This is a genomic window from Duganella sp. GW821-FHT07F09, assembly GCF_059418705.1.
Genome location: NZ_JBWKQJ010000008.1, coordinates 388,046 through 405,982, shown reverse-complemented (window position 1 = coordinate 405,982; position 17,937 = coordinate 388,046). Strand labels below are relative to the sequence as shown.

The window sequence follows — 17,937 nt, the reverse complement described above, 5'->3', positions numbered from 1 at the left end:
ATCCACAACGGCAAGCCCTTCGACTCCAATTACTTGGTGAAAGGGCTTGCTATTCAAGACGGTATCTGACCCCCGAGGGTTTGATACGCAGCATTTCCTCGATTTGCTCGAAGCTGACCGGCTTGACCAGGTGGGCGTCGAAGCCGGCTTCCCTTGCCAAGTCCCTGTCCTTTTGCTGGCCCCAGCCGGTGACCGCCACCAGCGCCGTATGCCGCAGCGCGGGCACGGCGCGCAGCGCGCGGGCGAGGTCGTAGCCGTTGAGGGACGGCAGGCCGATGTCGAGGAAGGCGAACTCCGGCTCGAACGCGGCCGCGTTGTCGAGCGCGCTCTGGCCGTCGTAGGCGACCGAGACCACATGGCCGCGCGATTCCAGCAACGCCCCCATGCTGTTGACGAAGTCGATGTTGTCGTCGGCCAGCAGGATGCGCCGGCCGCCGGACGCGGTCCGTTCGCCGGCGCCGGCCCGTCCGCCGGCCGGCCCCGGCGGCGCCTCGATGTGCTTGGGCAAGGGCAGCGCCAGCACGAACTCGCTACCGTAGCCCAGGCCCATGCTGTGCACGCTGAGCTCGCCGCCGTGCAGCTCGGCGAGCCGCCGCGCCAGCGACAGGCCCACGCCGAGGCCGGCCGTGGTGCGCTCGAGCGTGGCGTCGGCCTGCACGAACATCTGGAACACGGCGTCGCGCATCTCCGGCGCGATGCCGATGCCGTTGTCGCGCACGTGGATGCGCACGCGCCGCTGCTCCAGTTCGACATCGACCGCGATGCGCCCGCCGCGCCCGGTGTACTTGGCGGCGTTGTTGAGCAGGTTCGACAGGATCTGCGTCAGCCGCGTGGCGTCGCCCTCGATCACCACCGCGCGCGCCAGCGGCGCCGACGTCAGCACATGCCCTTGCTGCTCGACCAGCGGCCGCACGATCTCGAAGGCGTCGTGGATGACTTGCCGCAGGTCGACCAGGTCGCGCTGGATGGCCAGCTTGCCGGTGTTGATGCGCGACACGTCCAGCAGGTCGTCGACCAGCCGCACCATCTGGCGCAGCTGGCGCTCCATGATGCCGCGCGCGCGCTGCCCGGCGCCGAGGTCGGTCGGGTTGATGCGCATGATGTCGAGCCCGGTCCTGATCGGCGCCAGCGGGTTGCGCAGCTCGTGCGCCAGGGTGGCGAGGAATTCGTCCTTGCGGCGGTCGGCCAGCAGCAGCGCGCGCTCGGCCTCCTGGCGCACCGCCATCTCGCGCTCCAGCGTGCGGTTGGTGGCGAGCAGCCCGCTGGCGCTTTTCTCCACCTCGGCCAGCATGGCGTTGAAGGCGTCGACCAGGGTGCCGATCTCGCCCGGCGCCGAGCCCGGCACGCGCAGGCCGAAGTCGCGCCGCTCGATGACCGCGCGCGCCGCCGACGTGACCCCTTCCAGCGGCGCGGTGATGCTGCGTTGCAGGCGCGAGGCGACCAGCGCCGCCAGCAGCAGGCTGCACAGCATGACCACGGCCAGGATCGAGCCGTACGAGGCCACCCGCTCGCCGATGCGGTAGCGCGCCTCCAGGTAGACCGTGCCGATGCGCTCGCCATGTTCGATAACCGGGTGGAACAGGGTCAGGCTGCCGTTGACGATCTGGTGCCCCAGCGGTCCCGGCTTTTCCAGGAACACCGGCGTCTTCAGCGCGGCCTGGGTGTAGGAGGCGAACATCGCGCCGCCGCTGGTATAGATGGCGCCGGCCTGGATCTCCGGCCGCATGCGCAGCATGCCGAGGTTCTTGCGCGCGGCCGGCGCGTCGTTGAAGTTGATCGCCGGGGCGCTGGCCAGCGCGATCAACTCGGCCTGGGTGCGCATATCGTCGATCCATGAACGCTGGAACGTGCCCAGCTCGTAGAACAGCATCGCGCAGGTGCACAGCAGCAGGGCGGCGGCGGTGGTCGCCAGGGCCATCGCGATCAGCCTGGCGCGCACCGTGGCCAGGCGCAAACCCAACCACCCCATCAGCCGCCGCCTTTCTGCACCGCGTACGCCACCGACAACAGGCGCGAGCTCAGTTTGAGCCGGCCCCGGTCGGCCGCCGCCAGCGACACCTCGAAGCGCACGCGCTCGTCGACCAGGCGGAAATTGATGACGCTGCCCGATTCGATGCCGGTGGCCGATTCGGTCACCGTCAGCACGCCGGCCGGCTGCGCGGCCTTGACCAGCGCCGCCTCGTCGGCGCCTTCGGCCGCGCCGATGAACAGCAGGTGCAGGCCGCCGGACGGGTCGACGCCCTGCATTTTGCGCACCACGACGGCGTGGTTGTTGACCAGGCGCCCGGCGGTCAGCCGGGTCAGTTCGGCGGCGATGTCCTCGGCGCCGACCACGCCCACGACGTACGGCGCGCCGGGGTCGAGCGGGCCGGCCGGGAAGTCGACGTAGCCGAGGAATTTATACAGGAAGCCGGCTTTCACGCTGGTCGCCGACGCGCTGTCCGGCTCGTCGTGGACGGCGGCGGTGGCCGCGGCGGCGGCATCGGCCATTTCGGCTAGCTCCGCGCCGTCGACCGTGCGGGGCTGCGCGGCGGCGGACGTTGCCAACGCCAGGGTCAGCGTAAGGGCGGCTGCGCGCGTCGGCATCCAGCTCCCGCCTTTCACTTTGCCAAGCATTTTGTTTCCTTTTAGATCACTTTGGAAAATTATACTGGTGCAAGATGAGCTATGGGTGTTTGTGTTGAATAACAACATCGACGCCGCATGCAGCCACGCCGCCGGGACGGATGGAGTGGCTCCGTGCTTGCAAGTGACTTCTTGTCCTGGACGGACGATTGACAGCCTGCTCAGCAAGGTTTCCCGGCGGCTCATTTAGAATTCGGGGTGAGATTACACGACCGTTTCGTGTCACGAGGATGCCTCATGCAGCAAGAAAAACCGTTGACCACCCAGGCGGTCGAAGCCGAGCGCTTTCGCCATTTCATCGTCAGCGTCACCGATTACGCGATCTACACGCTCTCGCCCGAGGGCGTGGTGATCACCTGGAACGCCGGCGCCGAGCGCTTCAAGGGCTATCGCGAGGACGAGATCGTAGGCCGCCATTTTTCCGTGTTCTACACGGCCGAGGAACAGGCGCGCGGCCGGCCGGCCCATGTGCTGGAACAGGCCAGGACCACCGGCAAGTTCGAGGACGAGGGCTGGCGCGTGCGCAAGGACGGCAGCCGCTTCCTGGCCAGCGTGGTGCTCGATCCGATCTGGGACGAGGCCGGCGAGTTGCTCGGCTTTACCAAGATCACGCGCGACATCACGGCGCAGCGCGCCGCGCAGGACGAACTGCACGCCAGCGAGGAGCGCTTCCGGCTGCTGGTGCAGGGCGTGACCGATTACGCGATCTATATGTTGTCGCCCGAGGGCGTGGTGACCAACTGGAACGAGGGCGCGCGGCGCATCAAGGGCTACGAGGCCGACGAGGTGGTCGGCAAGAGTTTCGCGATGTTCTACACCCCCGAGGACCGGGCCGCCGGGGCGCCGGCCGTGGCGCTGAGCACGGCGCTGACGGAGGGCCGGTTCGAGCGCGAGGGCTGGCGCGTGCGCAAGGACGGCACCAGCTTCTGGGCCAACGTGGTGATCGATCCGATCCGCGACGCCGGCGGCAAGCTGCTCGGCTTTGCCAAGGTGACGCGCGACATCACCGAGCGCCGCCTGGCCGCCGAGCAGCTCGAACGCACGCGCGAATCGCTGCTGCAGGCGCAGAAGCTGGAGGCGATCGGCAAGCTCACCGGCGGCATCGCGCATGACTTCAACAATTTGCTCAATGTCGTCATGAACGGGCTCGACATCCTGCGCACCGTGGCCGACCGCACCACGCAAGGCCGCGCCATGGACGCGATGGAGCGGGCCGCGCAGCGCGGCGCGGCGTTGACCCAGCAGTTGCTGGCGTTCGCGCGGCAACAGCCGCTGCGGCGCGAGGCGCACGACATCGGCCGCGTGATCCGCTCGTTCGACGCCGTGTTGCACCGCGCCGTGCCGAGCCGCACGCGGCTGCGCATGCAGGTGGCGAAGGACCTGCCCAGCGTGCTGATCGATCCGACCCAGTTCGAGGCGGCGCTGCTCAATCTGGTGGTCAACGCGCGCGACGCCATGCCCGACCATGGCGAGGTGACGGTCGCCGTCGACACGGTGCGACTGGCCGACGGCGACGTCGGACGGTTGGCGGCCGGTAGCTACGTCAGGGTGGCCGTCACCGATTCGGGCACCGGCATGCCGCCCGAGACGCTGGCGCGCGCCGTCGAACCGTTCTTCACGACCAAGGCCGTGGGCAAGGGCACCGGGCTGGGGTTGAGCCAGGTTTACGGGCTGGCGCAGCAATGCCAGGGCGATCTGGCGATCACGTCGGTGATGGGCGAGGGCACCACCGTGGCGCTGTATTTCCCGGCCATCGCCGATGCCGGTGGCGCCCACGCCGATAACGGACACAGCAAATCGGAAAAGGTGCTGCTGGTCGACGACCAGCCGGACGTGCTGGAAACGGCGGTGGCGCTGTTCAGCCACCTCGGCTACGAAGTCCTGACGGCCAACAACGGCGTCGAGGCGCTGCGGACGCTGCGCGCCAGCGGCGACATCGCGATCCTGTTCACCGATGTGGTGATGCCGGGGATGGGCGGCATCGAACTGGCCAAGATCACGCGCCGCGAGTTTCCAAATGTCAAGGTGATCCTGGCGTCGGGCTACACCAGGTCCAGCCTGCAAGACCAGAGTCCCGAGCTGGATAGCTTCGACCTGATTCCCAAACCTTACCGGCTCAGCGACCTGATCAAGATCCTGCAGACCGTCCACGCCGGCAAGGCGGGCGGCCCCGGTCAAGCCGTGTAGCAGTGCTGGCTGTGGCGCGGGCGGACCGCGCCGGCCTCGACGGAAACGCGCTCCGGATGTCGCGGCGCTGCCGGGATGTACGAGCGCAGGCCGTCGGCGATCACGACGGACCCGAGCTCGCCGGCCATCAGCGCGGCCGCCGCCGCCAGCGCGTTGGCCAGGCCGTGTCGCGCCCGCCCGTCCAGCGCGGCCGCGACGGCCGTCGCCTCCAGCAGGCGCCGGCGCGCCGCGCCGTCGGCCAGCATCAGGGAGCCATGCTCGAGCCAGGCGGCCCGCCCGCCGCGCGCCAGATGCGCGACCAGCACCGGGTTGGCCGCCTCGCAGCTGAAATAAATCACTTCGACCTCGGGGTCGAGGCTGGCGCCGACGGCCACGCAGCGCTGGTCCTCGGCGTTGAGCACAGCCGCGCACGAGGCCGCCTGCGCCACCACCGCCGGTACCCGCCTCAGGTCGTCGATGGTGTCGCTGCCGTCCGGATCAAGGTGGTGGTCGCCGATGTTGAGCAGCACGGCGACTTCGCAGCGGTCGAACGCCAGGCCGCGCTGGAGGACCCCGCCCGGCGCCGTCTCCAGCACCGCGAACTCGACCTCGGGCGCGGCCAGCACCGAGCGCGCCGACCAGTAGCCGCCGTCGCCGCCCCGGGTGATGGCTTCGCCGTTGATGAACACGCCCTCGCCGTGGGCGCAGCCGGTGCCGATGCCGGCGCGGCGCAGCGTGTGCTCGATCATCAGGGTGGTGGCGGTCTTGCCGTGGGTGCCGGTGACGGCGATCACCGGGATGCGGCCGTCGCCGGCGCCGAACATCGATTCGACGATGGCCGCGCCGGCGTCGCGCGGCGTGCCGGCGCTCGGGTATTCGTGCATGCGCAGGCCGGGCGCGGCGTTGATCTCGATCACCGCGCCGTTCCTGCCGTCGAGCGGCACGCCGATGTCCTCGCACACCAGGTCGATGCCGGCGACGTCCAGCCCGATCTTGCGCACCGCCCGCACGCACATGGCCAGCGTTTGCGGCGGCAACCGGTCCGTCACGTCCTCGGCCGTGCCGCCGCTCGACAGGTTGGCGTTGCCGCGCAACAGTACGCGCCGACCTGCCGCCGCCACGCTGTCGAACGCCAGCCCCTGTTCGGCCAACGTGGTCTCGGCGTGGCCGTCGAGCGGGATGCGGGTCAGGATGTTGCTGTGGCCGGCGCCGCGCGCCGGATTGGCGTTTTCCCGTTCGACCAGCGCGCGCACGGTCGAGATGCCGTCGCCGGTGACGGCGGCCGGGCGCCGCAGCGCGGCCGCCACCACGCGCCCGCCGGCGACCAGCACGCGGTAGTCGTCGCCCCGGATATACCGTTCGACGATGATGGTGCGCCCGTGCTCGCGCGCGCGCTCGAACGCCAGCGCCACTTGCTCCGGCGTGGCGCAGCGTGTGGTGACGCCGCGCCCGTGGTTGCCGTCGAGTGGTTTGATGGTCACCGGTCCGCCCAGCTCCAGCGCCGCGCGCCGGGCCTGCTCGAGCGCGCGCACCGTCGTGCCCTCGGGCACCGGCACGCCGGCTTCGCGCAGTAGCGCCTTGGTCAATTCCTTGTCCGAGGCGATGCCAACGGCGATGCGGCCGCTGTCGCCGGTGATGCTCGCCTGCAGGCGCTTTTGCCGCGCGCCCCAGCCGAGCACGAACAGGTTGGCCTCCGGCGTCAGCCGCGACGACGGGATGCCCTGCCGGGCGGCCGCCCCCAGGATGGCGCCGGTGCTGGTGCCGATCGCCTGCCGCTGCGCCATTTCGCGCAGCGCCGCCAGGCCGGCGGCCAGTTGCGCCTCGGCCGTCCCGCCTTCGGACCGCGCCGCCCCGGCACCGGCGCCACCGCCGGCCAGCGTGCCCACCAGCGCGATGGCCAGTGCAACCGCGCCGACGCCGACCTGTTCGAGCTGGTAGGCGCACACCACCCGGTAGTGCCCCGGCGCGCCGGCCGCATCGGTGCGTCCAAGGTCGACCGGCGTGCCGGCCAGGCATTGCAGCGCGAGCGCGACCTGTTCGACCACGTGCGCGAGATGGGCGCCCTGGTGCGGGGCCAGCACAAAGCCGCCGTGCCGGCCGGGCGCTTGCAGCGACGGCAGCAGGTCAAGCAGGCGCCGATGGAAGCCGGGCATCTCGCTGGTGTGCGCCGGGCCGTCCGGCTCCAGCGCCAGCAGCGTCAGGATGCAGGTCTGGGAGGAATATAAATTGGGACCGCGTAATATGCGTTGCTCGACGATGTTCATGATTCGGAGGTCCGGTCTGTGAGGAAATGCAACAGGTCGGCCAGCGCCCGCGGTGCTGGCGTGGCGGCGTCGGGCAAGCGGCTGTCCACCACCGCGAGCCCCGGTTCGGCGGCGGCGGCAAACGAGGTGCCGGACGGCAGCACATGCAGGCCGACGCCGACCAGCGTCGGCACCGCGCCGGCGCGCAGGTCGGCGATGTTGGTCTGGGCGGCGCGGCAGTCCAGCACCGTGACCGTGCCTTCCCCCATGACTTCGAAGCCGGCGCTGCCGTGGACGATCAGCGCGGTGTCCTCGTCGATGCCGGCGCCCAGCAGGAACGGACTTTGGGCGACCACGCTGAGCAGCCGGTGCAGCCGCTGGCGCTGCGAAAAGTGCTGGTCGATCACCACGCGGTGCACGAAGCCCAGCCCGGCGCCCAGGCGCACCGCGCCTTTTTCGGGCGCCAGCTCGGCCTTGCCCTCGGCCAGCATATGCGTGCACATGGCCGACGCGCCGGCGCTGGTGCCGGCGATGCAGGCGCCGCGCGTGGCTTGCGCCTCGCGCATCGCGCGCTCGACGGCGGTGCCGCCGATGGCGGCCACCAGCCGCTTCTGGTCGCCGCCGGTCATGAAGATGCCGCTGGCCCCGGCCACGAGCGCGGCCGTGGCGGCGTCGTCGGCGTCGGCGCGGCCGTCGATGCGCACGTGGACGACGTCGTGCGCCCCGAGGTCCCGCAGCGCGCCACGGTAGGTTTCCCAGACGTCCCCGGGCACCCTGCTGGCGGCCGTCAACACCACCAGCGTGCGCCCGGGGCCGCCGGCCAAAGCGATGAAACGGGCCAGTATGTCTTTGTTGTCGGTGCGGTCCTCGCCGCCGCCGATGATCATCAGGGCCCCGCTGGGACTGCCCGGAGTATGGAGGGTTTGTGTCATGGTTTTTGTTGTCGGCTGTGAAGTTGGTGGGTCGCGCTCGGTGCTAAGGCAGTGTCGCAGGGAGCCGGTCGCGGCGGTAGGGCGGTTCCGCCCGTGATGCTGTAAGCCGGCGCTTACTTCGGCCCGACCTGCGCGGCCCGACCTGTTTTCTTTTCGGGTTGGCATCACTGTAAAAAGTGGATTACTATCGGTATTCGTCGTGACGGGAGTGCTTTGCCGGTGCGCGCAAGGTCGCGCTGCTGCTGGGCAAAAACCCACCGGCCGGATAAACAGGCGGCGCCGCGTGCGCCGAAAGCGACATGATGAACGCTGTGGTGGTGATCGGCGCTTCCGCCGGAGGCCTGGGGGCGTTGACGACGATATTGGCGGGGATACCGGCAGGCTTTCCGGCGCCGATATTAATCGTGATGCATGTGGGCGACCACCCCAGCGTATTGCCCGCCTTGCTGGCGCCGCGCTGCGCGTTGCCGGTGCGGCACGCCCGCGACGGCGAGGCGCTGATTCCCGGCGTGGTGTTGATCGCGCCGCCGGGCCGGCATATGCTGGTCGAACGCGACGCCGGCGCGCTGCGCGCCGTCCTGAAGCGCGGGCCCAAGGAAAACTATACGCGCCCGGCCATCGACACCTTGTTCCGTTCGGCGGCGATCGCCTGCGCCGAGGCCGTCGTCGGCGTGATCCTGACCGGCTATCTGGACGATGGCGCGGCCGGCCTGGAGGCGATCAAAGCCTGCGGCGGGGCCGCCTTCGTGCAGGACCCGGCAGACGCCAGCGTGCCCGACATGCCCCGTCACGCCATCGCACAGGTGGAGGTCGACCTTTGCATGCCGGCGACCGGCATTGCCGGCGCGCTGGTCGAGTGGGCGGACGCCCGGCCGGGACGCGGAATGGCCGACGGCGGCGAGGCGCCTGAATGGCTGCGGGTGGAGAACCGGTTCGCCTCCGGCATCGGCGAGATGAAGCAGCTTAAACGGATCGCCACGCCGTCGCCATACAGCTGTCCCGAATGCGGTGGCAATCTGTTTTCAGTGAATAACACGCGCTTGTGCCGCTTCCGCTGCCACACCGGCCACAGCTACACCTTGTTGACATTGCTCGGACAGCAGGAAGCGGCGATCGAGGCCGCGCTGTCGTCCGCTTTGCGGGCGGTGCAGGAGAAGGAAAGCCTGGCCGAGCAATTGGCGGCCGAATTCGCCGCGCGCAGTTTGGCGCCGGAACCCGGTTATGCGACGCTGGCGCAACGGGCGCGCGCGCAAGCCGAAACGCTGCGCGCGCTGCTGGCCGACAGCGACCAGCCGCTCGATCAATCGCTCGACTAATCGCTCGACTAGTTGCTGGACTAATCGATCAACTGGCGGAACAGGCGCGTCGCCATCAAGCCGACGGCGCTGTGGTGACGCGCCGGCGTCATCAGCGATTGCAGCAGCCGCATCGCCGCCTGCTTGTTGCCCATGGACGCCACTTGTAATTCCAGTTGGCGCAGTTCGCCGACAGCTTCGTCGTCGTTGGCGCCGGCGTCGGCCACATGGTGGCGGATGATGCCGCGCGCGGCGCCGCTGCGCGGGCTGTGATGCAGGCCCAGCGTGTCGAGCGCGCGCTGGCGGGCGCGGAAGCTCGGCGTGCGGGCGGCCGGCGCGGCCGCTGCGCCGGGCGCCGTGGCGATCCAGTCGCTCAAAATCTGTTGCTCGTAGGCGTTGAACACGCCGAACATCTCGGCGCGCTCGCTTTGAATCAGGCGCCAGAAGCGGCTGTTGTCGGCCGGTTGGCCGCGCTGGATCCAGCCGGCTTTTTCCAGCTCGCCCAGCATGGCGGGAATCTGTCGCGGATCGGACAGCCAGTCGTTGATGCCACGACCGCCGACGCGGCAGTAATCGGAGTGCATGTTCTTGCCGACGACGCTTTTCGCCGCCATGATGTGCACCAGTTCCGCCTCCAGATCGAACTCGGCGATGACCGAGTTGGTGCTGGCGCCCAAATCGTTGAGGCGATAGCCGTCCTGCACGCGGCGCAGGAACGCGGCCGTGTCGCCGCAGCGGGGCAGCAATTGTTGCAGCGCCTGCACGGCCTTGAAGGCGTGGCCGGTGCCGCCGTTGTCGACGGTGATGTGCAAGGTGAAATAGTAGGGATCGATGCCGAGCTCGTTCAACTCGTAGGCGGTGATCAGCAGGTGCAGCGGCAGCTGCTCGTAGCCGAGGTTGTAGCCGATGATCTCCGGCAGGAAGTGTTCGGCGTCGTAGGCCAGCGCGAGCTGGATCGCGCCCTGCACGAAATGGGTTTCCTCGACGTCCTGCCACTGGTCGCAGCCGTGGCTGGCCAGCAGTTTTTTGTACAGCACGACATGGTTCTTGTCCGGCACGCCGTCGCCCAGTTCTTCCAGATAGGTTTGGATCAGCGGGCGGAAGTCGGGGTCGTCCCAGCGCTCGAGCACGCCGTACAGCCAAGCGCCGTCGACCAGCTTGGTCGGGGCGACGTGCTTGAGGAAGAACAGCGCGTGGGCCTTGGTGGTGAAGTAGCGGCGCGGGGCGCCGTCGCGGCGTTGCTTGAGGTAGGCGTTGTATTCGGCGCCGATCGCCTCGGAGCGCTCGCCGATCCAGGATTCCATGTCCGCCGGGTCGCCGGGCAGGTCGGAGCTCAGCAAGCGTGCCTGCTGTAGCTGCTGTTCCAGGAAGGCGCGGGCCATCGCGCGGTCGTTGCCGGCGGGAGCGCCGGGCGACAGGGCGCGGTAGACGGCGCTGGGGGCGGCGCTGTGGATAGGATGGGCGCTGTTGTTGCTGGGGGCTATGCTGTGTGGCAATGCCTGGGCGAATAAGGACATGGTGTTCTTCCGAAAAAGTGAGACGGCATCAAGCTCGTCTGTATTGTCGGTGAATTATCCCAGCAGCAGGGGAGGCGCCCAAGGGGCGTTCCCCTGTGTTTGTGTAAGACAGAGCTTACATGGCTCGCTATCCGGCGGTCTTGGCGCTTTCTCCCCGGTTGGCCTCGACCCGCTCCGCTGCTTTCTTGCCGGCCAGGAAGGCGTGGTCCGAGTTGTAATATTCCCACTCGCTGTAACGTCCGGCCAGCACGATATCGTGCTGTTCCATCCACGCGCGCACCGTCGCCACATTGTCCGCGCGGGCGTGGTCGTACACCACATACGCATACGGCATGTCGACCTGGTTGGCCGTGATCACCCGGTCGTCCTCGCGCATCATGCCGACCTTGATGCAGTCTTCGATGCAGCGCTCGATCAAGGCCTCGCCGTCCAGCGGCAACGGTTTCCACGGCGAATACGAGATTTCGCAGGTGAACCCGAAACCACCGGGCGCATTGCATTCCGGGCTGGCGTTACCCTGCACGAAGATGCGGTGGAAGATGCTGTCCTCCGGATAGTAGATCCAGTGCTTGTCGGTGACGTCGGTGCGGGCGATGCCGATGTTGACGCAGCGAATCGAGATATGCTTCAGTCCCTCCGCCGCCCGCCGGACCTCCGGCGGCGCCGCGTCGCCGATCAGCCGCACCAGTTCCGGCAGCGGCATGGTGCTGATCAACTGCTCGTATTGCAGGCGGCGGCCGTCGGCCAGCACCACCGTGTGCTCGTCCGGCAGGATGCACACCGCGTCCGCGTTGAGCTCGATCTTGCCGCGTATGTGCGGCAGGAAGCCCGACACCAGCGCCTGGAAGCCGCCGCGCTTGGGATAGCCGAAGCGGGCGTTCGGCCCCATCGGCTTGGCGACCGGCTCCAGCGCGCCTTCGATGATCTGGTTCAGGTCCGGCAGCGGCACCCGTCCGCCCAGCCACGACGTTTCCATTTCGTTCAGCGGCACCGTCCACAACTTCTTGTTGTAGGGGATGGCGAAGTGGCGCGCGATGCCGGCGCCCCACACGCGGTAGATGAAGTGCTCGAAGTCCTCGCCCTTGGCGGCGGTCGACAGCGCGCCGGCGCTGCTGTTGGCGACATCGGCGGTGCCGTCGGCGCAGCAATCCTCGACATCGGCCCCGGCGGCGGGGCAGCTCTGCGCCTTGTCGGCCAGGCCGTAACGCGATTCGATGGCGCCGACGATGCATTCCTTGATGACTTCCGGCGGCAGACCGTACAGCGCGCCCTGGAACGGATAGCGGGTGAACACCTGCTTGCTGTAGACCCAGGCTTCGCGCATCTGCCAGTGCTGGTTGTCACCCAGCAGGACGTCGTACAGTTTGAGCACGTACGGGTCGTTGGAAAACATGATGTGGCCGGCGTAGTCGAAGGTGAAGCCCTGGTCCTGGATCGAGCGGCACCAGCCGCCGACCGTGGCGTTACGCTCCAGCAGCACGGTGTCGGCGCCGAGGTGGTAGGCGGCCGACAGGCCGGTCGGCCCGGCGCCGACGATCAGGCAGCCGGTGCGCTGCGTGGCCGACGCGTGACGCATGGGGTTGACGACGGCGCCGCCGCCGGCCACCTCGGCGGTGGCCGCGCGCGTGCCGTCCTGCTGGCCGAGCTTGGCGCCTTTGCCCGACGGCGGCGTGTCGGCCAGCAGCGCGCGCATGGCGTCGGCGGTCGCTTCCCACGAGGTCTTGTCGACGACGGCGCGCATCTTGTCGGCCAGCGCCGCGCGCAACACGGGCGTCATCGCCAGCGCCGCCTCGCAGGACGCGATGAATTCCTCGTGGCTGTGCGCCACCCAGACGATGTCGCCATAGGGATCCTCGACATCCTTGATGGCGGTGCTGACGGCCGGCAGTTCGGCCGCCATGTATTCCAGTACCTTGGTCGGGCTGATGTAACGGGTCGCCTCGTTGAGCGCGAACGGCAGCAGGCACACGTCCCAGCCGGCCAGGAAGTGCGGCAGGGCGTCGTACGACTGCTGGCCGAGGTAGTGGATGTTTTGGCGCTGCGGCAGCGTGGCCGGATCGATCTTGACGACCGGCCCGACCATCACCAATTGCCATTCCGGATGGGCGTCGGCCAGCGCGGCGAGCAGCGGGGCGTCGAAGCGCTCGTCGATGACGCCGTAGTAGCCCAGGCGTGGAGCCGGGATGCCGGCGTGCAGCGGATGGGCATGGCCGCGGTCGAGCGCCTGCTGGAAGTGCGCCGCGTCGACGCTGCTGGGGAAGCAATGGGCGTTGTCATGGCGCCCGCGCTTGGCCTCGTACAGGCTGGGGCCGCCCGTGAAGACCAGGTCGGCGGTCTTGAGCAGCGCCGTCTCGCGCTGCAGCAGCTGCTTGGGCGGGTTCTTGAACGCGGAGAGTTCATCCATGCAATCGTAGACCACCAGGCCGGCGTGCAGCGGCGGCAGCAGCGGCAGCGCCATCGGCGTATAGAACCAGACGATGGGCGCCTCATCGCCACGGATAAGTTCGGCAAGCAGTGGTTGCAACAGCGGAATCTGGTCGTCATGGAAGCCGGGCGCGTGCACCGGCGTGTGCGGGCGGTAGACGGTGACATTGGGCGCGGGCGACGAGCTGTGCAGGAAGCTCTCGCCATCGTGGAAAACCGGCTCCTCGATAAAGGCGATCTTGTAATGTTGTGCCAGGCGCGACAGGAGTTGTTGCGGACGCTGATAGACGAAGTCCCAGCGCAGATGACAAAAGACGATGATGGTTTTCATGAAGTTCTCCCTGTGCCCTTGCGGGTCGTTAGTAGTTAGCTGCGTTACACGCCTGGCACGAAAAAATGAAGCGCGGCCGCGCGGTTCTTATTGTTGGACTCGCTCATGCGGCGTCCCCCATCGGGCCGGAAAGCCTGATTTGACGGGCGTTTTGCTTAGGCATGGCTGACATGGTGGTATCCAAGAGACGTCGGTTTCTGCGCGCACGCTGGGCCAGCGCGGCGGAAAAGATGTCAGCCAATCCTAGCAACGATCGGCTATTTTTTCTTTTCAATTCCGCTAGGAAAAGCAGTTGTAAATCAGCCGCACTTCGCCGTTTTTTTTGCGCCGATTTGCTTGGTTCGGTTGAAATTGAAATGCATTGCGCAGCTAAGATTGCTAGCATTCTTTTTTCGCCGCGCAATCGGCGCGGCCTCGACGAAAAGGATGCGCATGAGCCAGTTTGAATATCCGAGACCGCAACTGGTCCGCGACGCGTGGCAGTCCCTGAACGGCGAATGGGAGTTCGCCTTCGACCACGAGCAGCGCTTCAGCCACCCGGGCGATCCGATCGACTGGAGCGCGCGCATCAACGTTCCCTTCGCGCCGGAATCGAAGGCCAGCGGCATCGGCGACGAATCGTTCCATATGGCGTGCTGGTACCGGCGCACCTTTGACCTCGACCAGCGCGGCGCCCACACGATGCTGCATTTCGGCGCGGTCGACTATCACGCGCGCGTGTGGGTCAACGGCGTGCTGGTGGCCGAGCACGAAGGCGGGCACACGCCGTTCCACGCCGACATCACCGACGCGCTGGCGCAGGGCCCGACCCAGACTGTCACCGTGCATGTCGAGGACGATCCGGGCGACCTGGCCAAGCCGCGCGGCAAGCAGGACTGGCAGCCCGAGCCGCACTCGATCTGGTATCCGCGCACCACCGGCATCTGGCAGACGGTGTGGCTCGAGTCGCTGCCGGCGACCTACATCGGTTCGCTGCGCTGGACGCCGGTGTTCGACGGCTTCGAGATGGGCTGCGAGGTGCTGGCCGGCGGTGATATCCGCAACAACCTGGCGGTGTCGGTGCGGCTACTGCACAACGGCGTGCTGCTGGCGGCCGACCGCTACCTGCTGGTGGGCCGGGCGGCGAACCGCAAGATCGTCCTGTCGGACCCGGGCATCGACGATTCGCGCAACGACCTGCTGTGGAGCCCGGAGCGGCCGACCTTGCTTGACGCGGAGCTGACCCTGTACTGCGGCGACGAGGTGCTCGACACCGTGCGCTCGTACACGGCGCTGCGTTCGGTGGCGATCAACCGCGACCGCTTCATGCTCAACGGCCGGCCGTATCCGCTGCGGCTGGTGCTCGACCAGGGCTACTGGCCCGACACCCTGATGACGGCGCCGTCCGACGACGCGCTGCGCCGCGACGTCGAGCTGGCCAAGGAGATGGGTTTCAACGGCGTGCGCAAGCACCAGAAGATCGAGGACCCGCGCTACCTGCACTGGGCCGACCGGCTGGGGCTGCTGGTGTGGGAGGAGATGCCGTCGGCCTACGCCTTCAGCCCGCGCGCGATGACGCGGCTGATCAAGGAGTGGACCGAGGCGATCGAACGCGATTACAGCCATCCGTGCGTGATCGTGTGGGTGCCGTTCAACGAATCGTGGGGCGTGCCCAACCTGACGTCGACGCAGGCGCACCGCAACGCCGTCGAGGCGCTGTACCACATGACGCGCATGCTCGACGCCACGCGGCCGGTGATCGGCAACGACGGCTGGGAGGCGTCGGCCACCGACATCCTGGGCATCCACGACTACGACGCCGATCCGGAGAAGCTGCGGCAGCGCTACGCCGTCACCGATCCGGTGCGCACCTTGTTCGACCAGCGCCGTCCGGGCGGACGCATCCTGACCCTGGACGGCTTCCCGCACCGGGGCCAGCCGATCGTGCTGACCGAGTTCGGCGGCATCGCCTTCGATCCGAACGCGCCGGCGCACCACACCTGGGGCTATTCGCGCGTGGGCGACGCCGAGACGTATCTGAACCGCTACCGCACCCTGCTCAAGGTGGTCAACGAGACGGTGATGTTCTCCGGTTTTTGCTACACCCAGTTCGCCGACACCTTCCAGGAAACCAACGGCTTGCTGAACGCCGACCGCAGTCCCAAGGTGCCGCTGGCGCAGATTAGCGCCGCCACGCGCAACAGCGACGAGTGACTCCCCGCCCAGCATGCGCTCCAGTCCTACGTCATCAGCAGTCGTGTGCTGACAAGGTGCGGCTGAGCTGGTTGTAGAATTCACTGGTCGCGATAGTTCGACCGCGCGGCGTGGGGTTTAACTACATAGTCTCAGGGAGAAGAAAATGAACTTTTTAGGATGGATTATTGTAGGCGGTCTGCTGGGTTGGATTGCGAGCAAAGTAATGAACACGGATGCCCAACAGGGTATCTTCTTGAATGTCATCGTCGGCATCGTCGGTGCATTCCTTGGCGGCCTGGTGATCGCGCCGTTGCTGGGCACGGGGACCATCAACGATGGCGACTTCAGCCTCGGTTCGCTGGGCGTCTCGTTCCTCGGCGCGGTGGTGCTGCTGGCGATCGCCAACCTGGTGTTCCGCGGACGAGCGCGCTAACGGCGCGGCGCTACCGGCGCATCCTTCAACACCGCCTTCGCAGGCGGTGTTTTTGTTTGTGCGCGCCCCGCGTGGCCGCCTTGCTTTCGGATCGCCAGGCGGATCCGGAGCAGAACATTGATTTTCCTCAATCTGGTGTATCGTGGTTCCGACGCACAAGCCAGCCGAGGTTTATATGAAACTAGCCGCATTTATCACCGCGCACATGGACGAGATTGTGGCGGAATTCATCGCTTTCGCCCGGACCCTCCAGCCCGCTTCGCTGGAACATTCCGTGGTCGAGTTGAAAGATCACGCGCGCGAAATCTTGTTGACGATCGCGGCCGGACTGGACGCCGCCGAAACGCCGAAGCAGAAACGTGACAAGTCGGTCGGGCAGGTTCCGGTGACCACGGGTCCGGAGACGGCGGCGGCCGCGCATGGCGGGGCGCGGCAATCGGGCGGTTTCACGCTGCCGCAACTGACGGCGGCGTATCGGGCGCTGCGCGCGAGCGTGCTGCGGCTTTGGATGCCAACGGTCAGGTCGGTCACCAAGGCCACAGCGGAAGACCTGTCGGCATTCCATGAAGGCATAGACCAGGCCTTGCAGGAATCCGCGGTCCAGTACGCCCAAAAAACCGATCGCGCGCGCGACACCTTTCTGGCCATCCTGGGACACGACCTGCGTACGCCGCTGGCGACGATGTCGATGGCGGGCGTCTTTCTCACGCGGCCAGGCGAGGGCACCGAGCGCACGGCCCAGATCGGCGTGCGGGTCAGGCGCAGCGCGGTGGCGATGACGACGATGGTCAATGATTTGCTTGAATACGCCCGAACCGAGCTCGGCGGCAAGATGCCTGTTTCGCCCAGCCTGGCGGACCTGCAGGACATCTGCCAATTCGCCGTCGAGGAGGCGGGCACGGCCCATCCCGACTGCGAATTCCTGTTGCGGTGCGACGGTGACATGATAGGTGATTTCGACGCGCCCCGACTGTCCCAGGTGTTCTCCAACTTGCTCAACAACGCGGCACAATATCGGAGCGGCAAAAAGCCGGTGACCCTGGCGGCACATGGCGGAAAAAACGAGGTCACCGTGACGGTGACAAACTTCGGGCGCGAAATCGCCAAGGAGTCGTTGCGGGCGATTTTCGATCCATTGGTTCAGCTGTCCGTGTCCAGCGAACAAAAAGGGCCCATGAACGCCAGTCTCGGCCTGGGCCTGTTCATCGCCCGCGAGATCACGACCGCGCATGGCGGCTCGATCAGCGTCGAGTCGGGTCCCTCGTGCGGCACGGTTTTCACGGTGCGCTTGCCCAGGACGCTCGACCTGCGCGGTTCGCGGTCGCGCGCGCGCTAACCGCGCAACATGGCGATGACCTTGTCGATGCTGTAGGGTTTGGTGATGAACGACACCGAATCCCGGCGGGCGGCCAGCAGTGCCGGGTGGGTGTAACCCGAGGTCAGCACGATCTTGATGTGCGGGTAGTTGCTTTCCACGATGCCGGCCAGTTGCAGCCCGGTCATGCCGGGCATGGCGATATCGGAGAAGACGGCGTCGATGGTCGGGTCGGCGCGCAGGATGGCCAACGCCTCCTCGGCCGAATACGCCACCCTGACCTCCATCCCGTGGGCGTTCAACAGCATTTCGGCCATATCGGCCAGGTCGTGCTGGTCGTCCACGACCAGCACCGTGCGTGGGCCGGGCAGCGCCGCGCCGGATGCGCGCGGGCCGGCCGTCCCGGGCGGGAAGGCGCGGCCGGCGGGGCGTTGGCGGGAAAGGTGGTGGTCGCTTGCGGTGTGCATGATGGTTTGTCTCT

At 67.6% G+C, this 17,937-nt stretch carries 13 protein-coding genes; 5 read left to right on the top strand and 8 right to left on the bottom strand.

Annotation, left to right across the window (positions count from 1 at the left end):
- Window positions 1-49 precede the first annotated feature (49 nt).
- Window positions 50-1,969 (bottom strand): sensor histidine kinase, YfiR-like protein-associated, encoded by a 1,920-nt coding sequence (locus AC07P1_RS22505; protein WP_494697929.1) that lies wholly within the window; start codon window positions 1,967-1,969, stop codon window positions 50-52.
- The gene (locus tag AC07P1_RS22500) at window positions 1,969-2,616 is read right to left on the bottom strand and encodes a TOL_0243 family YfiR-like periplasmic protein (RefSeq protein ID WP_494697928.1); all 648 of its coding nucleotides are present in this window, start codon (window positions 2,614-2,616) and stop codon (window positions 1,969-1,971) included. Before AC07P1_RS22500 ends, AC07P1_RS22505 begins: the two co-directional genes overlap by 1 nt.
- Before the next feature lie 246 nt (window positions 2,617-2,862).
- Between AC07P1_RS22500 and AC07P1_RS22495 the strand changes: the two genes are divergently transcribed.
- Window positions 2,863-4,812: a hybrid sensor histidine kinase/response regulator gene (locus AC07P1_RS22495; protein ID WP_494697927.1), complete on the top strand. Its 1,950-nt coding sequence runs from the start codon at window positions 2,863-2,865 to the stop codon at window positions 4,810-4,812.
- Here AC07P1_RS22495 and AC07P1_RS22490 read toward each other — a convergent pair.
- Window positions 4,800-7,055, bottom strand: a complete 2,256-nt coding sequence (locus AC07P1_RS22490) for a cyanophycin synthetase family protein (protein WP_494697926.1) — start codon at window positions 7,053-7,055, stop codon at window positions 4,800-4,802. The two genes, AC07P1_RS22495 and AC07P1_RS22490, sit on opposite strands and share 13 nt — an antisense overlap.
- Window positions 7,052-7,966: a cyanophycinase gene (locus AC07P1_RS22485; protein ID WP_494697925.1), complete on the bottom strand. Its 915-nt coding sequence runs from the start codon at window positions 7,964-7,966 to the stop codon at window positions 7,052-7,054. The genes AC07P1_RS22490 and AC07P1_RS22485 overlap by 4 nt, the downstream gene beginning before the upstream one ends.
- A gap of 299 nt (window positions 7,967-8,265) precedes the next feature.
- Between AC07P1_RS22485 and AC07P1_RS22480 the strand changes: the two genes are divergently transcribed.
- On the top strand, window positions 8,266-9,282 hold the full coding sequence (locus tag AC07P1_RS22480; RefSeq protein ID WP_494697924.1) for a chemotaxis protein CheB: 1,017 nt from the start codon (window positions 8,266-8,268) through the stop codon (window positions 9,280-9,282).
- 20 nt (window positions 9,283-9,302) lie between these two features.
- Here the strand turns inward: AC07P1_RS22480 and AC07P1_RS22475 are convergent, their stop codons facing one another.
- The 3 genes from AC07P1_RS22475 to AC07P1_RS22465 all read right to left on the bottom strand — a co-directional run bounded on the left by AC07P1_RS22475 (window position 9,303) and on the right by AC07P1_RS22465 (window position 13,918).
- A complete protein-coding gene (locus AC07P1_RS22475; RefSeq protein WP_494697923.1) occupies window positions 9,303-10,778 on the bottom strand; it encodes an iron-containing redox enzyme family protein in 1,476 nt (491 codons plus the stop codon).
- Between the two features lie 127 nt (window positions 10,779-10,905).
- On the bottom strand, window positions 10,906-13,533 hold the full coding sequence (locus AC07P1_RS22470; protein WP_494697922.1) for an NAD(P)-binding protein: 2,628 nt from the start codon (window positions 13,531-13,533) through the stop codon (window positions 10,906-10,908).
- 103 nt (window positions 13,534-13,636) lie between these two features.
- A complete protein-coding gene (locus AC07P1_RS22465; protein ID WP_494697921.1) occupies window positions 13,637-13,918 on the bottom strand; it encodes a hypothetical protein in 282 nt (93 codons plus the stop codon).
- Between the two features lie 47 nt (window positions 13,919-13,965).
- Between AC07P1_RS22465 and AC07P1_RS22460 the strand changes: the two genes are divergently transcribed.
- The 3 genes from AC07P1_RS22460 (at window position 13,966) to AC07P1_RS22450 (ending at window position 17,477) form a co-directional block, all read left to right on the top strand.
- Entirely contained in the window at window positions 13,966-15,726 is a 1,761-nt protein-coding gene (locus AC07P1_RS22460; RefSeq protein ID WP_494697920.1) for a glycoside hydrolase family 2 protein, read from the top strand.
- 205 nt (window positions 15,727-15,931) lie between these two features.
- Window positions 15,932-16,141, top strand: a complete 210-nt coding sequence (locus AC07P1_RS22455) for a GlsB/YeaQ/YmgE family stress response membrane protein (protein ID WP_494697919.1) — start codon at window positions 15,932-15,934, stop codon at window positions 16,139-16,141.
- 175 nt (window positions 16,142-16,316) lie between these two features.
- Entirely contained in the window at window positions 16,317-17,477 is a 1,161-nt protein-coding gene (locus tag AC07P1_RS22450; protein WP_494697918.1) for a sensor histidine kinase, read from the top strand.
- On the opposite strand, the gene AC07P1_RS22445 is transcribed toward AC07P1_RS22450, so the two are convergent.
- The gene (locus AC07P1_RS22445; protein WP_494697917.1) at window positions 17,474-17,923 is read right to left on the bottom strand and encodes a response regulator; all 450 of its coding nucleotides are present in this window, start codon (window positions 17,921-17,923) and stop codon (window positions 17,474-17,476) included. The genes AC07P1_RS22450 and AC07P1_RS22445 overlap by 4 nt on opposite strands.
- Window positions 17,924-17,937 lie beyond the last annotated feature (14 nt).